Here is a 23,398-nt window from a genome sequence, read left to right as displayed (position 1 = left end):
AGTACAACTAAAAGTCATCTGTTTGTGTGCTTCTGGTTTCATCAGAAACCGAAAGCCGTACAAACAGTGAAGCTGACACTGGTCATCGGGGAAAAACCCCTACCAGCGCGATATACAGACATTCAATCCGTCGAAACGAACCAAACCGCCCACATATCTCTTCAGTTATCCATCAATGTCAAAGAACAAAACAACCAAGACCCAAAAACCAGACCATAACGCCAATCTCTCAGCGCCACCGCCCAATCAAAAACCTCAGATGCCCCCAGTCTCTCCCGAGCGTCTCCGCAGCTTCCACCGCGTCCCAGCACCTCAGCAGCGCCGGTGAAGGGCGTTCTATGCCTTACGCATTCAACGCGCAAGTGGAAAATTCAAGAATATCGCAAAAAACTTCAAATTCATTTTTTATACAATAATTTCAAATATTTGAGTGGAACTCACCTCATGGAAATCGGCGAAAATCATCCTTCAAGCACATCAGATATACCGCCTAGGTTTCAGTGCTTGTTGGTTCAAACCCAACATATAGTGAGAACACTACAGTCACCCACAAGACCATACCGACTCGACGGCAATCAGCGATTCATTTCCAATCCCGGAATCGCACCCGATATCGGCGCCGCCAGGCGCAATGCAAGTTGGCCTTACAGGGCCTTGCGCATCGTCTATGGATAGGCTCAGGTCTTTTCAAAGCAAACCCGATACGCCTGTGACCTTGATATGACGAATGACATTAAGTTTCCCTTGCTGCGAACCGTTGGGTTTGACGGTCTGTTGGTGACCTTTGCGCAAACCATGTCCGAGCCGTCGAACCGCGCCGCCCTGGCGTTTCGGGGCGCAGTCGAGGCGCAGCAGATTGATGGCGTGCTTGAGACTTCGGCCTCGCTGGCATCTGCATTTATAAGGTTTGATCCATTAAGCCTGTCGCATCATGACATCGAAGAGTTGCTGCGGGCTATGCTGGTCAGTCGCGATTGGTACGCTGCACCTTTGCCTGCGGGGCGACGATTCTGGAAAGTGCCGACGGTCTACGGTTCCGATCTTGCGCCACAGCTAGAAGACGCGGCATTGGCAGCAGGGTTGTCACCAGCGGACGCCATTGATCGTCTCAGCCAATCGCGTGTGCGGGTTTTAACCATCGGATTTGCGCCGGGCCAACCTTATCTCGGGCCACTCGGACCCGAATTCAACATTCCACGCCTGAAAGAGCTGACGCCGATGGTGCCTGAAGGGGCGTTGGTTTTGGCAATTTCGCAATTTGTCCTGTTCTCGGGGCCAACCCCAACCGGATGGCGTCATGTTGGACAAACCGCGTTTCGTTGCTTTCGTCCGGACATGGGGCGAAGTTTTGCCCTCAACCCCGGTGATGAGATGCAGTTCATCTCAGTCACGCGCGAAGAGCTTGAGGATATCCGTACAACCTGCACTGATGGCTCTGGTGGTGCGAGTTGCGAGGAGATCACGACATGACGCTGATCGTCCATCGCATCGGCCCAGCTTGCACGGTTCAGGATCAAGGGCGCACCGGGTATCTGGATCAAGGCCTGTCGCGTTCGGGTGCCGCAGATATAGCGGCGCTTTATGAAGGGGCCGCGTTGCTTGGTAACACCCCAACGAGCGCCGCCCTCGAAATGGCGGGGATGGGTGGTGAGTTTGAGGCAACCGCACCAACCGCCATCGCGCTGACCGGCGCACCGATGCAGGCCAGTATCGATGGCAGCCCCGTCTTGTGGAATGCCTCGCATCAGATGGAGGCTGGGCAGCGGCTGGTAGTCGGGTCGGTGCTGCAGGGCAGTTACGGGTATCTGAATCTGGGTGGCGGGATCGGGACCGACATGACTCTGGGCTCACGCGCGGCCCATCTGACCGCAAGGATCGGGCGCGCCGTTCAAGCGGGTGATCACCTGCCTTCGACGGAAACCGGCAAGACCGGCCTGAAACTGCGTTCGGAGGATCGGTTTTCGGGTGGGACGTTGCGGGTTGTGGCCAGCTTTCAAACCGCACTGTTCGATGACGAGACGCTGGCACGGTTTACGCAAACGACATTCCGCCGCGGTGCCCGAGCCAACCGGATGGGCATGCAGCTGGATAGCGACGGTAACGGCTTCGCGGCAAAGGGTCAGTTGAACATACTGTCCGAAGTCATAACTCCCGGCGATATACAGATGACCGGCACCGGTGCGCCCTTCATCCTACTGCCCGAGTGCCAGACCACCGGAGGTTATCCGCGCATCGCAACCGTTCTGCCCTGTGATCTGCCCCGCGCTGCACAGACCCCGGCGGGAGGCGAGGTGCGCTTCGAATTCGTAACACTGGAACAAGCCATCACGCTGCAAGCCGCATTTAAGGCCGACCTTGCCCGCCTGCCCGCCCGTGTTGAACCCTTGGTCCGCGATCCACATGACATCCCGGACCTCCTGTCCTACCAACTGATCAGCGGAATGATCTCTGCCACCGAATAAGGAGTTATTGCGATGCCGAGCGTCGATCTGAATGCCGATATGGGCGAAGGCTTTGGCCCGTGGAAGATGGGTGACGATGAAAGCCTTCTGAAGATCATCACATCAGCCAATATCGCCTGTGGCTTTCATGCGGGTGACCCGGATGTGATGGCCAAGACCATAGCTCTGGCAGCCCAGAACGGTGTGGGCATCGGTGCGCATCCCGGTTTTCCTGACCTGCAGGGATTCGGGCGTCGAAACATGAAAGTGCCCCATGACAGTTTGCGCAATCTGGTGCGTTATCAGCTTGGATCGGCAATCGGTATGGCCAAGGCGTTGGGCACCGAAGTACGGCATCTGAAATTGCACGGGGCGCTGGCCAACATGTGTTCGGTCGATATCGATATGGCGCGGGCCTGTTATCAGGGTGCATTGGACTTGGACCCGGACATCATCATCATGGTGCTGGCGGTCACCAAACAAGAAGAAGCGGTGCGCGAGCTGGGCTGCAAATGGGTGGGCGAGATTTTTGCCGACCGTGCCTATAACGACGATGGTACTTTGGTGGATCGGTCACTGCCGGGAGCCGTGATCCATGACCCCACACTGGCCGGAGCACGTATTCTGGAAATGGTGAAGGAAGGCGCCATCATCACCGAATCCGGCGAACGCCTTGAGACCTCAATCGATACGATCTGCCTGCATGGTGATGGCCCAACGGCAGTTCAGATCGCGCACTCGGTGCGCGAGAACCTGATCGCGGGCGGAGTCGAGGTCACAAAATTCATCCGTTAGAGCGTCATGTTATTTACCTGAAACTGCGCTTATCCTTGATCGATCATTCGCCTGCTCGGATATATCTCAGCTTCAATGGCCGTGTTTAGATGCACAAGCATGCTATTTCATTCAGAAAGTGCGTTCTTACTTGCCCCCGCGAACATGGCTACTAAAGTTGACCAACATTCCCTGAATGTCCCGGATGCATTAAATCTTCGATCGAGGTGGCGGTGAAAACAGTTGGATTTCTGTGGCTTGGCAATGAACTGCCATGGTTCAACAAAGTCGCGATCAAAACATTTCAGGAAATCGGGCATCCCGTAGAACTGTTCTGCGAGGAGTCGCTGCGCGAAACCGAGAGCGACCTTCCGCTCCGAGACTATCGGGAAGTTTTGGATTCGCAGATTCTGACCAAGCTTGGCACGACTCCTCGTGTGGCATCCGACATATTCAGGCTCATTCTAATGCGGGACACTAATTATATCTGGGCAGATTGCGATTGCGTGGCGCTTCAGCCCCTGCCGGATACGAATATCATTCTTGCCAGGACGGACGCGGAATCGAAGCTATTGAACAACAATGTTCTGCGAGTCCCCTCGGAGTCTCAGGAATTGTCAGAACTGCTTGAGATTGCTCTGGACCCCGAGGCTATTCCCGATTGGGTTCCACCGCGCCGCGCCAAAAAGGCAAGACAATTCTCTGGCCGCGAACGCCGCGAAATAGTGACCAGCAGACAGACTACATTCGGGCCCGATCTTCTTAATCATGTTTTCCAGAAATCCGATAATATCGATAAAGCCTTCAGCCACGAGGTTTTCAATCCGATTGGGAACACCAAAGGCTACATGCTTTTCTCTGAAGGGATATCGATAGGCGACGTATCGACTCCCAAAACCTGTGTGACGCATTTCTATCAGGCCAATGTGAGACGTTTCTTTCACGCAAACGGACCACAGAAAGGCACAGTTCTTGGCGACTTAGCCTTCAAGTACGGGATCACTGCCGATTAGGTGTGCCCGACCCGAAGTTCACATTCGCACGTGTAAACCAAGCATTCCATCTGATGCTTCTCTGAACAGGCTGTTGCCCAAGCAAAGCTTTGCGCCTAGCATCGCGGCAAGTGCATGATCTGACTACCACAAATCCAAGCAACGCGCCGCAAGGAGGTGAGCCTATGTCTTTTGATCTGATGTCCTACCAGCCAAGGGGCGACAAGAAGAACTCAGACTTCTTCACCGAATATCTTCCCAGGATTTACGAGCGCCGCATCAGCTCGGGCATTGCGGATCAGGTCGGTGCGATGCGGGCCATTGTCATTCAAGTCGAGACAGATGCGCTGTTTGACACGCTGGTCGAGCTTTATGTGATGACCCCCTATCGCCACACCGCCAGCTATTTGGGACAGACACACAAGTTCTCGGTGATGCATTCACATGCCGATTATCCGGCGCTGATCCTGATGGCTCCGCTCAGCCCGGCATTCGAGGATTTCATCCCGCGTATCAATCGTATGTACCCGCTGGCGCGCGGTAAGCCGCAGACGCGATATGTAGGTGAGATTTACGGTGCCATCGACCTGAAGGCGCTGACTGGATCGCTGGAGGATCAGAATATTCGGTTCGAATATTCTGGGGACACCGAAAATCCGTTCTACACGCTGGAAGGATACCGCTTTACGACGCCATCGGATTTCACGTGCAATCGCGTCGGCTATTCCACGCTGGATTTCAACGACACAGACAGTTTGGGACTGGGTGACCGTGTGCTGTTGAGTGATGCGGAACAGGTCAAGCTGGATCAGGCCGCCGCTTTTGGGACCGAAAGCAATATCTCACCACTGATGCTGGGGATCGACCATCTGGCGACACGCATTCTGGCCGGGGAACGTGAGGACGCGATCCTCGAATTTCTGACCATGGTGCCTTATTACTTCTGGGGGGCGTACAACATCTTCGACATGAACTCGTCGACCAATGTGAATCGCAATGCCAATGTGGATGACGACAAGAAATCCCCTGCCAAGGTCTTTACTGCTAACAACACGCCGTCGTTCGTGAACTCTTTCGAGCAATTGCCGATGCCAACCGAGGATTTCGTGCGTAATTTCGGACGACGCTTGCACCACATGGCGGTTGAAATTCAGGACGGCGACCATGGCGCGGGTGAGAAAAATGTCGATTTCGTGGTCAACACTCTTAAAGACAAGGGCGTTCCGTTCCTGGCCCATGTGGTCGGGGAATGCAAAGATGATCCGAACCTGAAACAGATCTTCTCAAAGCACTCGAAACACACGCTGCTGATCACCGAATACATCGAACGTTGTCATCACTACGACGGTTTCTTCACCAAGGATAACGTTGCAGCCTTAACTGCGGCGGCCGGGCAAGATGAACAGTACAAGCACGGCCACGTCTTCGATTGATTTGCCATAAAAAATGGGCTGCGAGGTCATCGCAGCCCAGGCCCATCCAGGAGAGAATGCCGGGTCTTATGACGGCCCGATCATGAAACACGTGACATTGCGCGCCTGTAACCGACGACAGGCCAGATCAGCCTGCTCGCGGGTCATGCCCTGAAATGTCGCGTCAAACCCACGCGAGCTTTGGTTCACCTTACGCAAAGTGCCTTCCAAAGTGGTCATTTCCGACAGCGCAGTTTTCAACAGAACCTTCTCGGCCTCATACCGTGTGGTGTAGCGGCCAACATTGACGCCCCAAAGGTGACCGCCGGAAGTGGACAAGCGGGTCACAACTTCGGGTTCAGGCTCGGGTTGTTTGGCCGGTTCGACCGAGGCCAGCACCACGTTTTCGGAAGGCTTGGCGCCATCCGACGGTGCTATGTCTGCTGCTGCAATCGCAGCAGCGATACCGTCCTGAATCCGGGTGTTGTCTTTTTCAGCCGTTGCAGCGACCGACCCCGCGACCTGAACCGTTTCGCTCGCCACCGGGCGCAACACCGGGCGCAGGCTCTTTTTCGGCGGGCCCGCTTGGGCGACCACTTGTGCACTACCAAGACCTGCATTCCCTGCATAGACCGGGCGGGCGGGCTTACGGATTGGCGCACGCGAGGGGGCACGGCGGAAACCCATATCCAAAAGCTCGGCCACCCGGGCGTTGCGCGATGCCCCTGATTTGCCACCGAAGACGGTCGCGATGATACGTTCATCCTTGCGCTTGGCCGAAGCAACCAGATTAAACCCTGCAGCGCGGGTATAGCCGGTCTTGATCCCATCGGCGCCCCGATAGGCTGCCAAAAGGCGGCGGTTGGTGTTCGGTACAGTCTTGATCCCGGCATTCGTCGATTGGCGCGAGAACAGGTTGTAGTACTGCGGGTAATCATACAGTAGGTGACGGCCCAGCGTGGTCATATCCCGCGCGGTCGACAAATGCCCCGACTCGGTCAGGCCATGGGCATTCTTGAAGGTGGTCCGGCTCATCCCCATCGCCTTGGCGGTGCGGGTCATGCGACGAGCAAACGCCGCCTCGGACCCGCTGAGGGCGATGCCGATCGCGGTTGCCGCGTCATTGGCGGATTTCACCGCCGCCGCCCGGATCAGATAGCGAAACGAGATTCGCTGCCCAGTGCGCAAACCCAGCTTCGAGGGCGGCTCAGCCGCTGCAGCCTTGGTGATGCGCACCTGAGTGTCCAACGTGATCTCACCATTCCGCACGGCCTCAAACGCAATATACAGCGTCATCATCTTGGTCAGAGATGCCGGATGCAACCGCGTGTCGGCATTGCGGGAATGCAGCACTTCTCCGGTGCGTGCGTCGATCACCATGGCCGCGTAAGGGGCCGCCATGCCCTGAAGTGGTGCAAATGAAAGCAGCCACAGAAATGCTATAAGTAATAAGCCCATTCGGGCCGGAACTGTCCGCCGAATCTGCACGATCTTTGCCTCTGTCTGCCTCGCGCCGCCGGGTTTTCCCGGTCAGCAATTTTTATTTTGATATTCTTCAGGCTAACACAGGGACGGGTTTAAAGAAACTGAAAGCTGCGTTTGAGTGGATCATATACACAATCAGATTCACGCTACATATGGTGCTTCATGCGCGCCCGAACACCATACCGGCGATTGTGCCGAATTTCAGGCAAGCCGTGTCATCGAATTTTTTGTGACTGATGTCAAACGGCAACAGGTCAGGAAATCTGATCAATCAAAGCTGAAAGATCACCCAAATCCTTCAACTCGCGGAACCGTGGGTTGGAAGTTGGGACCTCGGCCTGCTCGACCTCCCATACCAACCCGTGCGGGACATGCACGCCCCAGCACCCGGCTTCGATTGGGGCCACCACGTCAGAACGCATCGAGTTTCCGATCATCATCGAAGCGTCGGGTCCATCACCGTACTGGTCAAAAATCTCCGCATAGGTCGCCGCCGTTTTTTCGCTCACGATCTCGACGCCATCGAACAGCTCACCCAATCCGGATTGCGCCAGCTTACGCTCCTGATCGATCAGGTCGCCCTTGGTGATCAGCAGAACCTTATGCGTCTCGGCCACCGCCTCGATGGCCTCGCGCGCATGGGGGAGCAGTTCGATGGGATGTGCCAGCATCTCCTGCCCCGCTTCAACAAGTTGGCGGATGACGCGCGCCGGTACGCGATCTTCCGTCACCTCAATCGCTGTCTCGATCATCGACAGGGTAAAGCCCTTGATGCCATACCCATAGTGCTGGATGTTGCGCTTTTCGGCGGCAAGTAGACGTTCCATCAGGTGATCGTGATCGGCGTGATCGGCCAGCAATTCGGCAAAATATGCCTGAGTCAGCTGGAAGAAACGCTCGTTATGCCAAAGGGTATCGTCTGCATCGAACCCGATTGTTGTCAGTTTGTCCCGCATCGCATTTCCGTCCGGTTGCTCTTTTCTCTGGCCACCGTGACGTTATATAAGCCGGGAAACAATTCGTAGTGTTAATCGAGATTCTCTTACAGCAATGCGCAAACACCAGTGGATCATGTCTGAAAAGGACGACGAAGACGACGACACGTCGGTCCTGGTGCAAACGCGCCCCAAGACCAAGCGGCCGCCGCTGTATAAGGTGTTGTTGCTGAATGACGATTACACGCCGATGGAGTTCGTGGTGCATGTGCTGGAACGGTTCTTCGGCATGACCCATGCGCAAGCGTTTGAAATCATGCTGACCGTCCACAAGAAAGGTGTCGCCGTGGTTGGCGTGTTCAGTCATGAGATTGCCGAGACCAAGGTCGGGCAAGTCATGGATTTCGCGCGCAGGCATCAGCACCCGCTGCAATGCACCATGGAACGCGAAGAATAACGCGCGGCCATGTCCTCTCGCCTTGATCTAGCCTTGAACAGCGGGCTCAGCCTGTCGCAACCGCTGACTGTTTTGGCGCCTACCCCGGACCACGATTTGTCGGACCTTCCGCGCGAGGCGCAGATGGTGCAGCCGTTCAAACCGTTCCACGATCACTTTGCCACGCAGGGCTTTGTCGCTACGCCCAATAGTGACGCGCCTTGCCAGGATGCGGTCGTGTTTCTACCGCGCGCCAAGGCGCTGGCCCGGGCGCTGATCCATCAGGCCTGCAGCCGCGCCAGCGGGGTCATCGTGGTGGACGGGGCCAAAACCGATGGCGTCGACAGTTTGCTGAAAGATATCCGCAAGCGGGTTGCGATCGAGGGTCCAATCTCGAAGGCACATGGCAAGATTTTCTGGTTTCAGTCTGATGCGGACGCCTTTGCCGACTGGGCTGCGCCTGAAAACCAAATGGTTGACGGCTTCCATACCGCGCCCGGTGTGTTTTCCGCCGATGGTATCGATCCTGCCTCGGCCCTGCTGCTGAAGTCTCTGCCAACCAAGCGCGGCACGCGCATCGCTGATCTGGGTGCAGGTTGGGGCTTTCTGTCCGCCATGCTGATCGACGACACCTTGCGCAGCCTGCATCTGGTGGAGGCCGACCACACCGCCCTTACTTGTGCCCGCGCCAATGTCACCGACACCCGTGCGCAGTTCCACTGGGCCGACGCCACCAAATGGAGCGCGCCCGAGCCGCTGGACATGGTGATCATGAATCCGCCCTTTCACACCTCGCGCAGCGCCGACCCGACATTGGGCCAGGGCTTTATCACCAGTGCTGCACGCAACCTCACCCGCAACGGTCAACTCTGGATGGTTGCAAATCGCCACCTGCCTTACGAGGCCACGCTGGCCGAGGCTTTCGACCGTGTTGATGAAGTGGCAGGAGACAACCGCTTCAAGGTGTTCCATGCCTCTCGCCCTCGGGGCTGAGGCCCGCTAACCTTCGCCAGAACTCAGGAGGATTCGCATGTCCTTTTCCATCGCGGGCAAAACCGCAATCGTTACCGGGGGTGCCAACGGCATCGGACTGGCCATCGGACGGCACTTTGCCGATGCAGGCGCCAATGTCATGTTCGCCGATATGGATGAAAAGCGCCTGTCCGATGAGCTGGGCGAACAGGCGGATGACAGCAACATCCGTTATTTCGCCGGTGACCTGCGTGAAAAGCTGACCATCGCCAATCTGCTTTCGGCCACGCTGGATGCGTTTGATCAGGTTGATATCCTGATCAATGGTGCACGGCAGGTGATCCCGTCGGACCCGCTGGACACCGATGACGATTCCGTGCGCACATTGCTGAACCAGAACCTGATGCCCGCGCTGCGACTGAGCCAACTAGTGGCTAAGCGATTTATCAAACAGGCTGATGGAGACGATGAGAACCCTGCCGGGTCAATCATCAACCTGTCCTCGATTGCCGCACGCCGCACCCATCCCGATCTGATGGCCTATTCCGTTTCGACCGCTGCGCTGGATCAGATGACCCGTTCGTTGGCGGTTGCACTTGCGCCCAGCCGCATTCGCGTAAACTCCATCGCACTGGGATCAGTCATGAGCGCTTCATTGCAGTCAACGCTGAAAGAAAACCGAGATTTCCGGGACGACATCGAAAAACATACTCCGCTTTCCCGGATTGCCGCTCCGAACGAACTGGTCGAAACCGCGCAATTTCTCGCGTCGGACGCTGCGGGCTTCATGACAGGCCAAATTCTAACCATTGACGGAGGCCGCACCCTGCTGGACCCTGTCGCAGCCCCGGCCCACTGATCCCAATGTTCGATAACGAAAAAGCCACCGCCGCTGCCTGGTTCCGCCAGTTGCGAGATGACATCGTAACCGCCTTCGAAGCGTTGGAAGACAGCCACACCTCAGGCCCCTTCTCGGATTCTCAGCCGGGAAGGTTCGAAGTCAAAGAAACTAAACGGCAGTCTGACGATGGCTCCGACGCGGGCGGCGGGCTGATGTCGGTGATGCGCGGGGGCCGCGTGTTCGAGAAGGTGGGCGTTAATGTCTCAACCGTCTTTGGTACGCTGGGTGAGCGCGCGCAAAACGCGATGGCTGCGCGCAAGGGTATTCCGGGGATGAAGGACGACCCCCGGTTCTGGGCTTCGGGCATCAGCCTTGTGGCCCATATGCAGAACCCGCATGTGCCTGCGGTCCATATGAACACCCGGATGTTCTGGACCCCACATGCCTGGTGGTTCGGCGGCGGCTCCGACCTGAATCCTTGCATCGAATATGACGACGACACCGCCCATTTCCACGCCACCCAAAAAGCGCATCTCGACCCGCACGGACCCGGCCACTACCCGCGCCTCAAAGATTGGGCTGACGAGTATTTTTATATCCCCCACCGAAAGCGCGCTCGGGGTGTCGGCGGGATCTTCATGGATGACTATTGCACCGGCGACTGGCAGGCGGATTTTGCGCTGACTCAGGACATCGGTCGCGCCTTCCTGCCCGCCTTTCTGCCTCTGGTCGAAAAACGCCGGGTGCAAAGCTTTGACGACGCGGACAAAAACACCCAGCTGGTGCATCGTGGGCTCTATGCCGAATACAATCTGGTCTATGACCGGGGCACCAAGTTTGGTCTGGAAACCGGGCACGACCCCGATGCTGTTCTGATGAGTCTGCCGCCCTTGGCCAAATGGGTCTGACCGCTAAAACCCCATATCGATGGAATTATCAAAGCAGTAGTTTTGCGCCGAAGCGGCGGAAAGGTTCTCACCCACCCTGTTGACGGTCAAAGAATATCCCGGATTGGTATCCGCGCCGGGCGGTGGAGTTAGCGAAAACTGCACTGTGCGAACACCTTTCTCGTAAGCTTTGGAAACATAAATCCGCTGCGAGTTTGAAACTCCCAATGTGCGAACTGCATAATCCCCAATTCCACACCAATAGGTGACCGCGGCCGAGGACCCGCCGACAGGCTTCACTTCGTAGGTTCCATCCTTTAGCGGCGTGATCTGGGTTCTGAACTGCGGTCTTAGTTTATAGCCAAAACCAACGCCCTGAGACTGCGCAATGGTGGGGGCCAGTATGATGGCTGTCAGAGAGAGGCATGTAAGAAAACGCATATAAAACACCCTATGAAAAACGCGATCACGGCTGAGACGACGTGGGACCAACCAGCCTATACGAATCAATATAGTCAAACCGGGCCTCAGGTCTAACTCAACCCGTAACACATCAACTTGAGTGAAAATTCTTTCTTTGAATATGTGGTGCGCTATGATCTCTGCAGCAGCAGTTTCCAGAGTGGCCCGTGGAAAAGTCATTTCCCAAAGACTGGTTCGATCTTTCCGGTGAAAAATACGCCGACTTCGGTGCGTTATTTTATCTGGCTGCCCTGACCAAAACGCATCGTAACCGCAGTTTGGCACAGGTTCTCTATGCGTTCGAAACGCCGCTGAGATTGGGCCAGTATCACATCTTCCGCCAAAACGGCTTTCCGCGCGGATTCGTGACATTTGCCGGTCTCAGCCCGGAAGCCGAATATCGCTATGCGGTGAAGGAAGAGCCGCTGAGAGATGTCGATTTCGCCAGTGGCTCATCCTTCTGGATCATCGATATGGTGGCACCCTTCGGCCAAACTCGTCAGATCGTCGACATGCTGAAACGGGACATCCCGCACCCACGCGTGCGCACCAATCGTCTCAGCAGCGACCTATCCACAAAACGTATCGTCGAATGGACACGCGATGACCAGCAACAGGTGCATATGCGCCTTTACCGGGATGCCGAATTTGCCAGAACGCTCGAGCAGGAAAACGGATGACTTCGGTTGTAACCATATCGGGCGATATCACGGGCGACGTGACCGGCTTTCCTCCGAATGTCGCCTCGGGTGACCTCGATGTCACCGCAACATCGGATTTCGGGACCTTCACCGGGGCCACCTGGGCAATCTCCGATCAACCGGATTTCGGCACCGCCTCAATCGATGCGAACGGTACGTGGACCTATACCGTCGACCCGGCCTTCTTCGATAGCCTCGATGACGGAGAAATCCAATTGGACTCGTTCGAGGTGACGGTCACCGCCAATTTCGCCAATGGTTTCTTCACCTTCAGTGGAACCCAGACCCAGATCATTGATATCACTATCGAAGGCGTTTGCTTTACCGCAGGTACTCTGATTGAAACGGCGGAAGGCCAGCGCGCGATTGAGACCCTGCGCGTCGATGACGACGTGTTGACTGCCGATCACGGAATACAGCCGATCCGCTGGATCGAAAGCAGCACCTTGTCGCCCGAGCGGTTGCGCGCAAATCCTGCGATGCGCCCGGTGCGAGTGACCGCAGGTAGTCTGGGACCTGGTGTTCCATCCTGCGACTTACTGGTGTCTCAACAGCATCGCCTCCTGATCCGCGGCCCCAAGGTCGAGATTCTGTTTGGCGCGCCCGAAGTGTTGGTCGCCGCCAAACATCTGTGCTCGTGGCCGGGAATAGATATTGATACCGGTGATGAGCCGGTCGAATACCTGCATATTCTGCTGGACAGGCACGAGATTTTGTTTGCCGAAGGGGCTCAGGCCGAAAGCCTGTTTCTGGGTGAAGAAACCCTCCACACGCTGTCTTCTGACGCGCTGCAGGAACTCGCCGAGATATTCCCCGAGCGCGCCTCGGACGAACATATCGGCTTCGGCCTTGCTGCGCGGCTGATCCTGCGCGAACATGAGGCGCGTGCGCTTGCCTAGGTCCTAGACAACCCGCCCCCCGACATCCTGCGGAGCCAGCGCGACGGTCTTGATCACCGCATAGCATGCACTGCCCTGCTGCAAACCCAGCGCCGCGACCGAGCGTCGGGTCACGCGCGCCAGCACAACACCCGCAGTTGTTTTGACCGACACGATTGCACCGGGCCCCTCACCTGCCCGGATCGCCTCGACCTGCCCCGACAACACATTCAAGGCTGAAAGACCCTCGGGTGGTCTATTGGACAGGATCACCTCTTGCGCCGGAATACGAATACGCAGCTCTTCGCCGATTTGATGGGCAATCCGAGGCAGGTAAAGACGAGCGCCACCGGCATCAAGTTCGGACAGGCCATCGTCGTGATGCGCCGTAACACGGACCCGCAGAACGGCCCCCACCGCGCGCACGCCTGCAGGGGCCACGGATGGGTCCGACAGAACATCGGACGCGGGACCATGCCGCACGACACGCCCGTCCTGCAGCGCAACCACGGACGTTGCAAGCCGGGCAACCTCGGCCGCCGAATGGGTCACATAGAGTATCGGGACTGATACCTCGTCCCGCAACCGTTCGAAATAGGGCAGGATTTCAGCCTTTCGCGCGTCGTCGAGCGCGGCAAGAGGCTCATCCGCAAGGATCAGGCGCGGGCTGGCCAGCAGGGCGCGGCCAATGGCGACGCGCTGTTTCTCACCCCCCGATAGCATGGCTGGGCGGCGGTCCAGCAGATGGCCAACACCCAACATCTCGATCACCCGATCCGGGTTTTCGCGTCGTGCCCCGCGCGGTGCAAACCAGCGACCATAATTCAGGTTCTGGCGTACGGTCAGATGCGGGAACAGACGGCCTTCCTGAAAGATATAGCCCAAGCGCCGTCTATGTGGCGGCAGCCATGCCCCACGATCCGTGTCGAACAACACCCAATCGCCAACCGCGACCCGCCCGGCCTCGGGCCTCAATAGCCCAGCGACTGCATTCACTACCGTCGTCTTTCCCGAACCAGAACGCCCAAACAGAACCGTTACACCGGAAGGTGCGTCGAAATCGAGGTCCAGCTTCATCCCGGGTAGCTGGTGTTGCAGGTGGACGGACAGGCTCATGATCCGGCCACGCGTTTGGCCACACGACGGCCCACATATTCCGACAGCAAAAGCGCGCCCATGGCGATGATGATCGAGATGATCACCAGCCGCGTCGCCGCCGCCTCACCCCCTGGAACCTGCAAAAACGCATAGACTGCCGAGGGCAACGTCTGCGTCTGACCGGGTATGTTCGAAACAAAGGTGATCGTGGCCCCGAACTCTCCCATCGCCTTGGCAAACGCCAGGATCGCGCCCGCAATGACCCCAGGCAGGATCATTGGCAGCGTCACCGTTCCAAAGACCAGCAGACGCGACGCCCCCAAAGTGGCGCCTGCCTGTTCCAGTTTTGGGTCTACTGCCTCGATCGACAGCCGGATCGCGCGCACCATCAGCGGAAAAGCCATGATCCCGGCAGCCAGCGCAGCGCCGGTCCATCGGAAAGCAAAAACGATCCCAAGCTCGGCCAAAGGCGCGCCCAACGGCCCCTGAATCCCAAAGGTCAGCAGCAGCAGATAGCCGGTCACCACCGGCGGCAGGATCAGAGGCAGATGAACCAGACCATTCAGCAACTGGCGCCCCGGAAACCGCCAGCGCGCAAGCGCATAGGCAATGAAAATCCCAAAGGGCAACGTGATCAGCGTTGCCCAGAACGATACGCGCAGCGACAGGCGCAATGCCTCCATCTCTGCCGGGCCCAACCATCCCATCGTACTAACCTTCGGGCAGGGAGAACCCCTGCCTCACAAATTCGGCCCGTGCGGAATTGCCTTGCAAATAGGTCAAAAGCGCGTGCGCCGTAGGTTCTGCAGTAGAAGTCAGGGCTGCTGGATACACAATTTTTGGGTGGATATCTGCCGGGATGACACCGATGACCCCGACCCGCTCATCAGCCACAGCGTCCGAGCGATAGACAATGCCCAAAGGCGCCGCCCCCGTCGCAACCAGCGCCAGCGCGGCGCGTACATTGTCCGTCTGGGCGATCTGGTCCTGAACATCGCCCCAAAGTCCCAGACCCTGTAACGCGGCCTTGCCATAGATGCCCGCAGGCACCGCATCGACCAAAGCCATGGCCAGATACCCACTGCCTAGACGGGTGCTCAGGTCAAACCCCGCCTCAATCTCGGCCGTGTCAGCCCCCGGCGCACCAATCAAAACCAGCCCGTTACCCAGCAACTCAATACGTGAAGCGGTATCGATCAGGCCCTGATCCTGCAGCACGTCCATCCAATCCTCGTTGGCGGAAATGAACAGATCGGCGGGCGCCCCCGCTTGTATCTGCCGTGCCAGCACCGAGGAGGCCGCGTACGACACCGTCACCTCTTGCCCGGTCTCAGCCTCATAACTTCTGGCAATCACGTCCAGTGCGGTCTTGAGGCTGGCGGCGGCAAAAACCAGCACGCCCTCGGCCCGAACCGGGACAGCGAGTATCGCGCAGAAGGCCAAAGCTGCGATCAGACAGCGACAGGCGCCCGTCATTCTTTGCCTCCGGATCAGAGGGTTGCAATCCCTCTGGGCATATCGGAGGCAACACGTGGCAGGCAAGGCCCTTTGGCCTTACAACCAAAGCTACGGCCCATATTGAACTCAGAATTCGGTGGAAAACGAGAATCGCCCAACCCAAGATCAATATGCTGTCGCGCTTCTCTAAAACCGGAAACTCCCGAGGTAGAGCGCTCAATCGCTAAACAACGTGTCTGATCCGCCTCGCCTGAACAGCGATATCCGCATTTCGCTATTCAACCACGATATGACACGTGAGTTTGCTCGATTGGTAACCGCGCCCAGTTGCCTAAACGCTGATCTGAAACCTTGCGCAATTTTGCAAAAGAAATTGTGCCATACCCTCTTGCACCCACGCACGGGCTTAGCTACATGAGCCCTCACGGGTGATTAGCTCAGTTGGTAGAGCGCTTCGTTTACACCGAAGATGTCGGGAGTTCGAGTCTCTCATCACCCACCATTCCCTTCATTTTCAATGGTTTACTCAGGGTCTTGTAACGAGAACTTGGAGACTATTTGAGGATGAATGCACGGGAATCGAAACTTCAAAACCGTGTTGGACTACCCAGAGGATTGTTCCTTAGAGGTAAAGGGTACGCACTTAACTGCCTTGGAGGAAACAGCTTCTTTGGATCGGTCCAATGGAAAATCAAAATGATTTCCTCGGGAGAGACCTTTGGGAATGAGATTAGGCTATACTGGATTGATCACACCGACCGATCTATGGGCTTTCGGCTGCTCGGTCTTTGGAGCACCTCACCGAACTTTGCGGTTACAGCAACCTGCAACCTCTTTGGAAGCGGGACACCCTAGCAAATGGCGGGGCGTAAGCCTCGCCCGTGCGGGCTAGAACCTGTTTTCTTTGCACAAGGCTGGTTGCGAATTTGCTCAACCCGCACCGATATCGAGTATTCAAGGAAAAAGGCGAAGCCGACATTCCCTTAGCTTATGCCGAACGTCAGTCCTGCGGACTTTCCTGCTCTTCGTGATGGCCGTTTAAACGTCCGCTTTGTAGTGCTTTAGGAACATCGCGACACAATCGTCCAGTACGTCTTTCGGCGTTGGGTTCTCGCCAAGGAAGAACTCTGGCCAGAAGAAGAAGTTTTTTACAAGCGCCAGAAGCTGGTTGGTCGCAAGAACCGGATCAGCCTTTCGGATCACGCCTGCATCCATGGCTTCGCTGATCAGCCTCGTTATTGGGTAATCATGTGTTGCTGTTTCAGTGAAGAATTGCCGGGAACGGTCAAGGTCACGGATCAATTCTGAGATGACCATCCGGTTCAATCCGATGGCGGTCTCATCGGTGATCACCCCAATGTAGCGCCACAAGGCGTTCTTCAGTTGCTCAACGAATTCTCGATCCGGATCATACGGCACTGGCTCCATGCTCCGGTTCTGCTCCAGCATGATCTGTGAGATCGCCTCAAAGAGAGCCTCCTTGCTCTCGAAGTGATTGTAGAGCGTGCGACTCGATACGTTCGCTTTTTTGGCGATTGAAGTGGTCTTTGCCCCCAGAAACCCCTGCTCTTTGAACTCATCGATGGCCGCATCGATGATATCTTTTCGTTTTTTTTCAGTACGTTTCAAGATTTCTACCTCAAAAAGTAAAAAGAAGTGTTTACAAAAACACTTGCCTCACCATAAGTAAACTCAACGATTTACTTTAGCAAGGCGCAATGCTGCCTGATCCCGAAAGGACCAAGACCATGACAACTCAAAATCTCACAGCGGGCAAAAACGAAGTCACCTTCAAATCCTTTGGCGTGGATTTGGCGGGCGATCTCTACCTGCCCGAAGGCTTTGATGAGACCAAGACCTACAAGGCCATCGTGGGGGCCAGCCCGTTCCCGCAGGTCAAAGATCAGATCCCGGCTACTTACGGGCCGGAAATGGCCGCGCGGGGTTTCATCTACCTCGGTTTCGATTACCTCGGCATGGGCTCGTCCCCTGCGCTGCCCGGAGAGTACAAGCAATCCCGCTACATGTTCCGGCTGATCGAAAACACCTGGGACGCCGTGTCTTACCTCGGCACTCTACCGTTCGTTGACGAGATTTACGGTCTGGGTGTTTGCCAAGGCGGCTCGATCATCGCATCCGCCGCCGTGACCGATCATCGCATCAAGAAGATCGCCATGGTGTCGGGCATGATGGCGGCTGATGGTTTTCAATGGACCGACCGCGATATGGTCAATCAGCAAATCGCGGCCTCGAACGCCTCGATGCAGAAGATGTATGAAACCGGCGAGCCGGATTATGTCGAACCATTTGGGCTAAATGATGAGCAAACCCGAGAAGAATTTGTTGGATCGGGTGTCAACCCGATGGCCGGAGAATCCTATGACTACTACGGACGCGATGGAGTCAAAGGCCCGGTTGCGGTTCCGACCTATACCAACATGCATATCGGCGATCAGGGCATGCAGTCTCTGATTTCCATTGGAGAGGCTTATGCCGATAAGATCGTGCAGCCGTCCCTAACCATCTACAGCAGCACGGCCTTTACAGCGCCGTGCTCCACGCAGTTTGTCGCGAAGCTGACGAATGAACATGAGGAGTTGGCGTTTGATGAGTTCTCTCATGTGGACTTCTACTACAAGCCCGAGGCAGTAAAGGCGTCGACGGACGCTGTAGCAGAGTTCTTCAATAGATGAAGTGATGAGGCAGAGGTCATACAGTGGTCTCTGCCTCCTTGCCGACAAGCGGAAGTTGACCTGAGGTTCAGCAATGGTCGCTTAGGGCTCAAAGCAGACATCAGGCTAAGACGCGGCATTGGCTGTTAAAGGCAGAAAAGCGGTCTTTCGCAGCGAAATGAGCCTACGTCGGCTAGTCGCAGTGTTTTGGCAGCTGCTATACTCTTCAAGCCAACCTTGGTTAGCTAGATGCACCTAAGCAGGGACAGCAAAAACTAGGCCAACTTTACACATTTCGAAAGTTGTCAGAAATGGCCAATTTGAGCCCGCGCACTCACGCAGTCAGGCCGCATGATTTTGATCCGAAAACCCTCAAGACTCTTACTTGTGATGCGCTCAGAGCCTAACGCGTTTGTGCACACAGCCATATATTTTGTACACTCCTAGGAATAACCTTTCAGGATTGACATGAATTTACATCGAAGCAACCGGGTCAAGGCACTAGTGCTGGCAAGCTTTGCAAGTATGGCGTTCGGGATTGGCGCTGCGGCCTCTGAGCGGCTACCGGCGCTACGCGTCGTACAATCAGGTCATAGCCTCACCGATGGCGTCATCGGTCCGCTTGAGATCATGGTACGTGTAACCAGTATGCGTGGCGGCAAACTGGACAAGGCTACAATTCCGGGCAGTCCGATGGAGTGGCGATGGGAAAATGCGAGTAACCCGGATATCCGTCAGCCTGAGGTGATGGCCCGTTACGACGTTCTAGCAATCACCGAACGTGTCGCACTGACAAACACAATGGACCATCATGACAGCAAACACTGGGCTTTGCATTGGGCGAGCCATGCGTGGGAGCATGGCGCGAATGGTGATGGCGCTCGGTCTGTGCTCTATGCAAGCTGGGTCGATATCGAAAGCGGTTCGGGTTTTGAAAATCGCCACAACGACCCTGAAGGTCATTTGACATTTCGCGAACGACTGCCGTTGGAGATGGTGCGGTGGCAAAGCATTCTTGATCACGTCAACGCAAACCGGCCCGATGGGATGCCTGAAATGGACATGATCCCTGGCCCTCTGATTATGGCTCGCGCTTATGACGAAATTGCATCAGGCACAGCCCCGGGGCTCAATGATATTCACGACCTTTTTTCAGATAGCATTCACCCCAACAAGATGGGTAACTATCTCATCGCACTGGCACATTTCGCGGTGATCTACGACGGCGATCCGCGTGGCTTGCCGCCAACGATGCTGACGCAGGGCGGGCCGGACAAGGTGCAGGCGGCATGGATGCAAGAAATTGTCTGGGACGTGCTTAACGAATACGCAGAAACATCAGGCGGCCCCTAATGAGCCCTGTGTAGGTCGGCTTACGCCGTTCACGCGCATCTTGGTCCGGTTTGGGCCTTCGCTCCTGCTGGGTCCAAAACAGCGAATGGCAGCAATGTCCGCAAAGTGGACGTACAAGCAAGTCGCCGAAAACGACCGCAATTCGGACAACCCCATCTCCAACTTTGCGGACGGAATGTCTGCTTCTGTTATTTTGTCTTGAAGTCAGGCGATTTAGCCAACCGCCATTCAACTATAGACTGAGCTACTAGACCGCTCGAGCTCCACACTGTTAACTCCGATATTACCCATGTGGAGAGTTATTCGCTCTGCTAGCCTTTGTTTGCACAACTCCGCTACGGCCGCTGGCAAGCCTTGCAACTCCTCTTTCCTCGCAACGACCGTCAACGTGCGCGACAAACCCGAAACAGGCAATTCTTGCAATCGCAAAGCCATGTTTTCAACGAGACCATCGATCAACAGCGTCGGGGTCAAAAGGCTAAAACCCTGTCCTGTCGAAACGCAGGAAGTCACCATGCTGGAGCGATCTGCCTGTATGACTTTGTCAGGCTCGAAGCGCAGTCGTCGCAGGTGTTGGGCAATCTGGCGTCCTGCATTGGTCGTATCCCCGAAACGTACAAGAGGCAGCCTTGTCTGGATTGCTTCCAGGCTTTCAGTTGGTCCGTTGTATGCTTCAGGAAGAACCAAGAGGTATTTTTCGGTCAAAATGTGATGCCGTTCTAGCCCGTCCATGTCCAAAAAAGGGTTTGATGTAATTGCCAGGTCCGCCTGCTTGGTGCGCAAGAGATGCTCATGGTTACCGCTTTGCCCGGCGTGCAATGTGATATCTTCGACGTTGAACATCTTTTGCGCAAGATCGATCAATGGCGGTGTAAGGGTTGTTGCAACGGAGGCTTGAATGCCCACCCTTAGCAGCGTCAGGGACTGGCCACCGACATGGCGCAACTCGGTTTCCATATCCGACAAAGCATCAAGTATCTTTTGCGCTTTGCCGTGCAGTCGTGCACCAGCGTATGTCAGTTTTGCGGGTCGCGTGCTGCGGTCCAGTAGCGTCGTGCCGAACGCCTTTTCCAACGCGGAAATGTGCTGAGATGCGGCGGGTTGTGACAGACTCAGCAGGCTCGCTCCAGCCCGCATTTGACCTGTTTCTGCTACCGCAAGGAACACCTCAAGCGAGCGCATAAGACTGGGTGACATTTTATAGCGATCAAGCACGGCTCATCCTTAGTATAAGAATTTCTAATACTATTTAGATTTTCTTGGGTTTGGTCAATCGCTGCGGCATCGTTATCACATGTCTCGCATACGCACCTCTCGCCGCAAAAAAACGGCAAAGCAACGCTCACCGAACGACGCGCGTGCGCCATTCATTTTGCGCAAGCTTTCAACCTTCGGTGTCCTCAGCGATGCCGGGCTTGAGCAGATTGAGGCAAATGCCGACACCATCCTTTCTGAGACGGGTATGGAATTTCAAGACGATCCTGAGATCCTCCTGATTTTTGCGGATGCAGGGTGCGATGTAGACGGCACACGGGTACGGTTCGCGCCCGGCTTTTGCCGCCGGACCATCATGGCAACCGCGCCAAGCCAGTTCATACAGCATGCCCGCAACCCCAAAAACACTGTCCAGCTTGGCGGCGATGCGACGGTTTTGTGCCCGTCCTGGGGTCCGCCTTTTGTGCATGATCTGGATCGCGGCCGGCGTTATGCGAGCCATGAAGACTTCAACAATCTGGTAAAGCTACACCACACGCTGCCATGGCTGCATCATTCGGGCGGTGTGGTTTGTGAACCTGTTGATCTGCCCGCCAACAAGCGCCATCTGGATATGCTCTACGCTCATATCCGCCACTCTGACCGCGCGTTTATGGGGGCCTTTATCGGCGCTGAACGGGCAGGTCATGCAATTGACATGGCGCGCATTGTTTTTGGCGACATCTCAGAGAAGCCCGCGTTATACTGCGTGTCTAACACCAATGCGCCTTTGGTGATGGACAGCCATATGTCTGGCGCGCTGAAAACCTATGCCCGCGCGGGCCAGCCCGTCGCCTGCACGCCCTGGGTGCTGACTGGGGCGATGTCACCCGCAACCGTGGCCGGCACGCTTGCGCAAGTGCTGGCCGAATCCATGGCGACAATGACGTTAACCCAACTGGTGAACCCCGGCGCGCCTTGTCTGATGGGCAGCTTCGCCTCGACCATGTCGATGAAATCCGGCGCGCCAACTTTTGGCACACCTGAGGCCGGGTTGATGGTTCTCGCCGCGGGGCAACTTGCGCGCAGGCTCGGGGTGCCCCTGCACACTGTTGGCACACTAAGTTCGTCCAAACTGTCCGATGCACAAAGCCAGCAAGAGGCCGCGTGGGGTCTGATGATGTCGATGTTTGCCGGTGCCAACTTGATCAACCATGCGACCGGCTGGCTCGAAGGGGGGTTGGTGACCTCGTTCGAAAAAACCGTGATTGATCATGATCTGTGCGGCAAGATCGGACGCTTTTTTGACGGGATCGATATGAGCGAAAATGCTCAGGCGATGGAGGCTATTGCCACAACAGGGCCGGGGCAACATTTCCTTGGGTCTGAACATACGCAAGCCAACTTCATGACTGCGCTCTTTCGCCCGTGGACACCCGACGATAACTCGTTCGAGCAATGGCACGCGGCAGGTGAACAGGATGCGGCCGTGCGGGCCAACGTCATTTGGAAGGAACGACTAGCAGGGTATGAGGACCCTGGCCTCGACCGAGACATTGATGCAGCTCTCAAGGACTACATCGCCGCCCGCAAAGCCGAAAAACCAGATCAGGAATACTTCTGATGGGCCTGGCTTTCTGCAATCTCACACATCCGCTCGTAGAACGGTACGTGATGCGCAGCTATGTCGGTATAGGGTTCTCCGAGCTGGTGAAGCTCTGCTTGGAAGTCGACCGCTTCAGGTGCCTTGATCGCCCCGCTTTGCAGCACTTCGGTATGCCAGCTTTGAACCGAACCCCATCCATCCGGCACAGCATCGTTCCACGTGAACGCATGGTCCAGAAACGTAAGCCCCACATGTGCCCAGTAGCGGCGCAACGTGGTCTGCGGATCATTGCGCAACTGATCTGCAGTAATCACCAACGGGCTATGGCCCAGCTCGGTCAACGCGCTGTAAAGCCTGCATTGCGCCTCATGCCCCAGCTCCAACTGCGTAAACTCAGGATCGCGCTTTGCGTAGGAAAGCGCGGCTTCGATGGGATTGCGCACCAAAAAGGCGTGGGTCATTTCGCCCGCAAACCCTGCATCGCGGGGCAGTCTGTCGGCGACGTAGTACGCCATGTCCTTGAAGAAAACCAGACCACCCTGCGCGGTCTTGCGGATCATGGCGCGGATTTCATCGTAGGTCACCGGATGTCCCGGTTCCGGAGTGAAACCCGGGAAAAGCCGATCCTTGGTCGTAAGGTAGTGGTGGTACATGAACGGTTCGTGCAGGACCGACAGATCACCACGCTCGCGCATGATCCGTTCAAACGCCGTCGAAACCGAGCGTGGGTGGCACCACAAAGCATGTATAGTCATGTGGTTAGCCTAGTGGTGCTGAAAAGCTTGCGTCAACAGGGGTTTG

The 23,398-nt window shown here is 56.3% G+C and carries 23 protein-coding genes, 1 tRNA gene and 1 pseudogene; 15 read left to right on the top strand and 10 right to left on the bottom strand.

The features are described from left to right. Nucleotides 1–720: 720 nt before the first annotated feature. The 5 genes from I5192_RS01710 (at nucleotide 721) to I5192_RS01690 (ending at nucleotide 5,640) form a co-directional block, all read left to right on the top strand. A complete protein-coding gene (locus I5192_RS01710; RefSeq protein WP_223117611.1) occupies nucleotides 721–1,470 on the top strand; it encodes an allophanate hydrolase subunit 1 in 750 nt (249 codons plus the stop codon). After that, nucleotides 1,467–2,462: a biotin-dependent carboxyltransferase family protein gene (locus I5192_RS01705; protein WP_170664085.1), complete on the top strand. Its 996-nt coding sequence runs from the start codon at nucleotides 1,467–1,469 to the stop codon at nucleotides 2,460–2,462. Before I5192_RS01710 ends, I5192_RS01705 begins: the two co-directional genes overlap by 4 nt. A gap of 12 nt (nucleotides 2,463–2,474) precedes the next feature. Further along, a complete protein-coding gene (locus I5192_RS01700; RefSeq protein WP_223117610.1) occupies nucleotides 2,475–3,236 on the top strand; it encodes a LamB/YcsF family protein in 762 nt (253 codons plus the stop codon). A 212-nt stretch (nucleotides 3,237–3,448) separates the two neighbouring features. Further along, nucleotides 3,449–4,228, top strand: coding sequence for a hypothetical protein (locus I5192_RS01695; RefSeq protein ID WP_223117609.1), 780 nt, complete (start codon nucleotides 3,449–3,451; stop codon nucleotides 4,226–4,228). 164 nt (nucleotides 4,229–4,392) lie between these two features. After that, nucleotides 4,393–5,640 (top strand): hypothetical protein, encoded by a 1,248-nt coding sequence (locus tag I5192_RS01690; RefSeq protein ID WP_223117608.1) that lies wholly within the window; start codon nucleotides 4,393–4,395, stop codon nucleotides 5,638–5,640. A 66-nt stretch (nucleotides 5,641–5,706) separates the two neighbouring features. Here I5192_RS01690 and I5192_RS01685 read toward each other — a convergent pair whose 3' ends face one another. Both I5192_RS01685 and I5192_RS01680 read right to left on the bottom strand, forming a co-directional pair. Next, a complete protein-coding gene (locus I5192_RS01685; RefSeq protein WP_223117607.1) occupies nucleotides 5,707–7,077 on the bottom strand; it encodes a D-alanyl-D-alanine carboxypeptidase family protein in 1,371 nt (456 codons plus the stop codon). A gap of 281 nt (nucleotides 7,078–7,358) precedes the next feature. Further along, complete coding sequence (locus I5192_RS01680) at nucleotides 7,359–8,060, bottom strand: HAD family hydrolase (RefSeq protein WP_223117606.1); 702 nt, start codon at nucleotides 8,058–8,060, stop codon at nucleotides 7,359–7,361. Nucleotides 8,061–8,154: 94 nt separating this feature from the next. On the opposite strand from I5192_RS01680, the gene clpS reads away from it, so the two are divergent. The 4 genes from clpS to hemF are packed head-to-tail and all read left to right on the top strand — an operon-like array spanning nucleotide 8,155 to nucleotide 11,196. After that, complete coding sequence (gene clpS, locus I5192_RS01675) at nucleotides 8,155–8,496, top strand: ATP-dependent Clp protease adapter ClpS (protein ID WP_170396046.1); 342 nt, start codon at nucleotides 8,155–8,157, stop codon at nucleotides 8,494–8,496. Between the two features lie 9 nt (nucleotides 8,497–8,505). Further along, the gene (locus tag I5192_RS01670) at nucleotides 8,506–9,468 is read left to right on the top strand and encodes a class I SAM-dependent methyltransferase (RefSeq protein ID WP_223117605.1); all 963 of its coding nucleotides are present in this window, start codon (nucleotides 8,506–8,508) and stop codon (nucleotides 9,466–9,468) included. A 37-nt stretch (nucleotides 9,469–9,505) separates the two neighbouring features. Continuing rightward, on the top strand, nucleotides 9,506–10,306 hold the full coding sequence (locus I5192_RS01665) for an SDR family NAD(P)-dependent oxidoreductase (protein ID WP_170408883.1): 801 nt from the start codon (nucleotides 9,506–9,508) through the stop codon (nucleotides 10,304–10,306). Nucleotides 10,307–10,311: 5 nt separating this feature from the next. Next, complete coding sequence (hemF, locus tag I5192_RS01660; RefSeq protein WP_170396040.1) at nucleotides 10,312–11,196, top strand: oxygen-dependent coproporphyrinogen oxidase; 885 nt, start codon at nucleotides 10,312–10,314, stop codon at nucleotides 11,194–11,196. Between the two features lie 3 nt (nucleotides 11,197–11,199). Here hemF and I5192_RS01655 read toward each other — a convergent pair whose 3' ends face one another. After that, nucleotides 11,200–11,616, bottom strand: a complete 417-nt coding sequence (locus I5192_RS01655) for a hypothetical protein (protein ID WP_170396038.1) — start codon at nucleotides 11,614–11,616, stop codon at nucleotides 11,200–11,202. Between the two features lie 188 nt (nucleotides 11,617–11,804). On the opposite strand from I5192_RS01655, the gene I5192_RS01650 reads away from it, so the two are divergent. Both I5192_RS01650 and I5192_RS01645 read left to right on the top strand, forming a co-directional pair. After that, the gene (locus I5192_RS01650) at nucleotides 11,805–12,317 is read left to right on the top strand and encodes a toxin-activating lysine-acyltransferase (RefSeq protein ID WP_170408881.1); all 513 of its coding nucleotides are present in this window, start codon (nucleotides 11,805–11,807) and stop codon (nucleotides 12,315–12,317) included. After that, nucleotides 12,314–13,237 carry a Hint domain-containing protein gene (locus I5192_RS01645; RefSeq protein WP_223117604.1) on the top strand — a complete coding sequence of 308 codons (924 nt, stop codon included), beginning with the start codon at nucleotides 12,314–12,316 and terminating at the stop codon, nucleotides 13,235–13,237. Before I5192_RS01650 ends, I5192_RS01645 begins: the two co-directional genes overlap by 4 nt. 3 nt (nucleotides 13,238–13,240) lie before the next feature. Here I5192_RS01645 and modC read toward each other — a convergent pair whose 3' ends face one another. Genes modC through modA form a run of 3 tightly spaced genes read right to left on the bottom strand, consistent with a single transcriptional unit; the run spans nucleotide 13,241 to nucleotide 15,790 of the window. Continuing rightward, on the bottom strand, nucleotides 13,241–14,332 hold the full coding sequence (gene modC / locus I5192_RS01640) for a molybdenum ABC transporter ATP-binding protein (RefSeq protein WP_223117603.1): 1,092 nt from the start codon (nucleotides 14,330–14,332) through the stop codon (nucleotides 13,241–13,243). Then, entirely contained in the window at nucleotides 14,329–15,021 is a 693-nt protein-coding gene (gene modB / locus I5192_RS01635; protein ID WP_170408879.1) for a molybdate ABC transporter permease subunit, read from the bottom strand. Before modB ends, modC begins: the two co-directional genes overlap by 4 nt. Before the next feature lie 4 nt (nucleotides 15,022–15,025). After that, complete coding sequence (gene modA / locus I5192_RS01630; protein ID WP_170733630.1) at nucleotides 15,026–15,790, bottom strand: molybdate ABC transporter substrate-binding protein; 765 nt, start codon at nucleotides 15,788–15,790, stop codon at nucleotides 15,026–15,028. 408 nt (nucleotides 15,791–16,198) lie between these two features. On the opposite strand from modA, the gene I5192_RS01625 reads away from it, so the two are divergent. Then, a tRNA-Val gene (locus I5192_RS01625) sits at nucleotides 16,199–16,274 on the top strand. Nucleotides 16,275–16,810: 536 nt separating this feature from the next. Here the strand turns inward: I5192_RS01625 and I5192_RS01620 are convergent. Next, on the bottom strand, nucleotides 16,811–17,401 hold the full coding sequence (locus I5192_RS01620; protein ID WP_223117602.1) for a TetR/AcrR family transcriptional regulator: 591 nt from the start codon (nucleotides 17,399–17,401) through the stop codon (nucleotides 16,811–16,813). Nucleotides 17,402–17,520: 119 nt separating this feature from the next. Between I5192_RS01620 and I5192_RS01615 the strand changes: the two genes are divergently transcribed. Together I5192_RS01615 and I5192_RS01610 are read left to right on the top strand one after the other, a co-directional pair. After that, on the top strand, nucleotides 17,521–18,465 hold the full coding sequence (locus I5192_RS01615) for an alpha/beta hydrolase (RefSeq protein ID WP_170566494.1): 945 nt from the start codon (nucleotides 17,521–17,523) through the stop codon (nucleotides 18,463–18,465). 447 nt (nucleotides 18,466–18,912) lie between these two features. After that, nucleotides 18,913–19,797 (top strand): hypothetical protein, encoded by an 885-nt coding sequence (locus tag I5192_RS01610; protein WP_223117601.1) that lies wholly within the window; start codon nucleotides 18,913–18,915, stop codon nucleotides 19,795–19,797. A 228-nt stretch (nucleotides 19,798–20,025) separates the two neighbouring features. On the opposite strand, the gene I5192_RS01605 is transcribed toward I5192_RS01610, so the two are convergent. Next, nucleotides 20,026–20,754 (bottom strand): substrate-binding domain-containing protein, encoded by a 729-nt coding sequence (locus tag I5192_RS01605; protein WP_255612158.1) that lies wholly within the window; start codon nucleotides 20,752–20,754, stop codon nucleotides 20,026–20,028. 60 nt (nucleotides 20,755–20,814) lie between these two features. After that, nucleotides 20,815–20,979: pseudogene (locus I5192_RS22415) on the bottom strand (LysR family transcriptional regulator); the annotation flags it as partial. 112 nt (nucleotides 20,980–21,091) lie between these two features. Between I5192_RS22415 and I5192_RS01600 the strand changes: the two are divergent. Continuing rightward, nucleotides 21,092–22,615 (top strand): trimethylamine methyltransferase family protein, encoded by a 1,524-nt coding sequence (locus tag I5192_RS01600; protein WP_170566487.1) that lies wholly within the window; start codon nucleotides 21,092–21,094, stop codon nucleotides 22,613–22,615. On the opposite strand, the gene I5192_RS01595 is transcribed toward I5192_RS01600, so the two are convergent. Continuing rightward, entirely contained in the window at nucleotides 22,600–23,352 is a 753-nt protein-coding gene (locus I5192_RS01595; RefSeq protein WP_170396015.1) for a hypothetical protein, read from the bottom strand. The genes I5192_RS01600 and I5192_RS01595 overlap by 16 nt on opposite strands. Between the last annotated feature and the right edge of the window lie 46 nt (nucleotides 23,353–23,398).

The sequence above is a fragment of the Ruegeria sp. SCSIO 43209 genome, from assembly GCF_019904295.1.
Classification (GTDB): domain Bacteria; phylum Pseudomonadota; class Alphaproteobacteria; order Rhodobacterales; family Rhodobacteraceae; genus Ruegeria.
The sequence above is the reverse complement of the archived record's forward strand: the minus strand, read 5'-3'. Positions and strand labels throughout refer to the sequence as shown.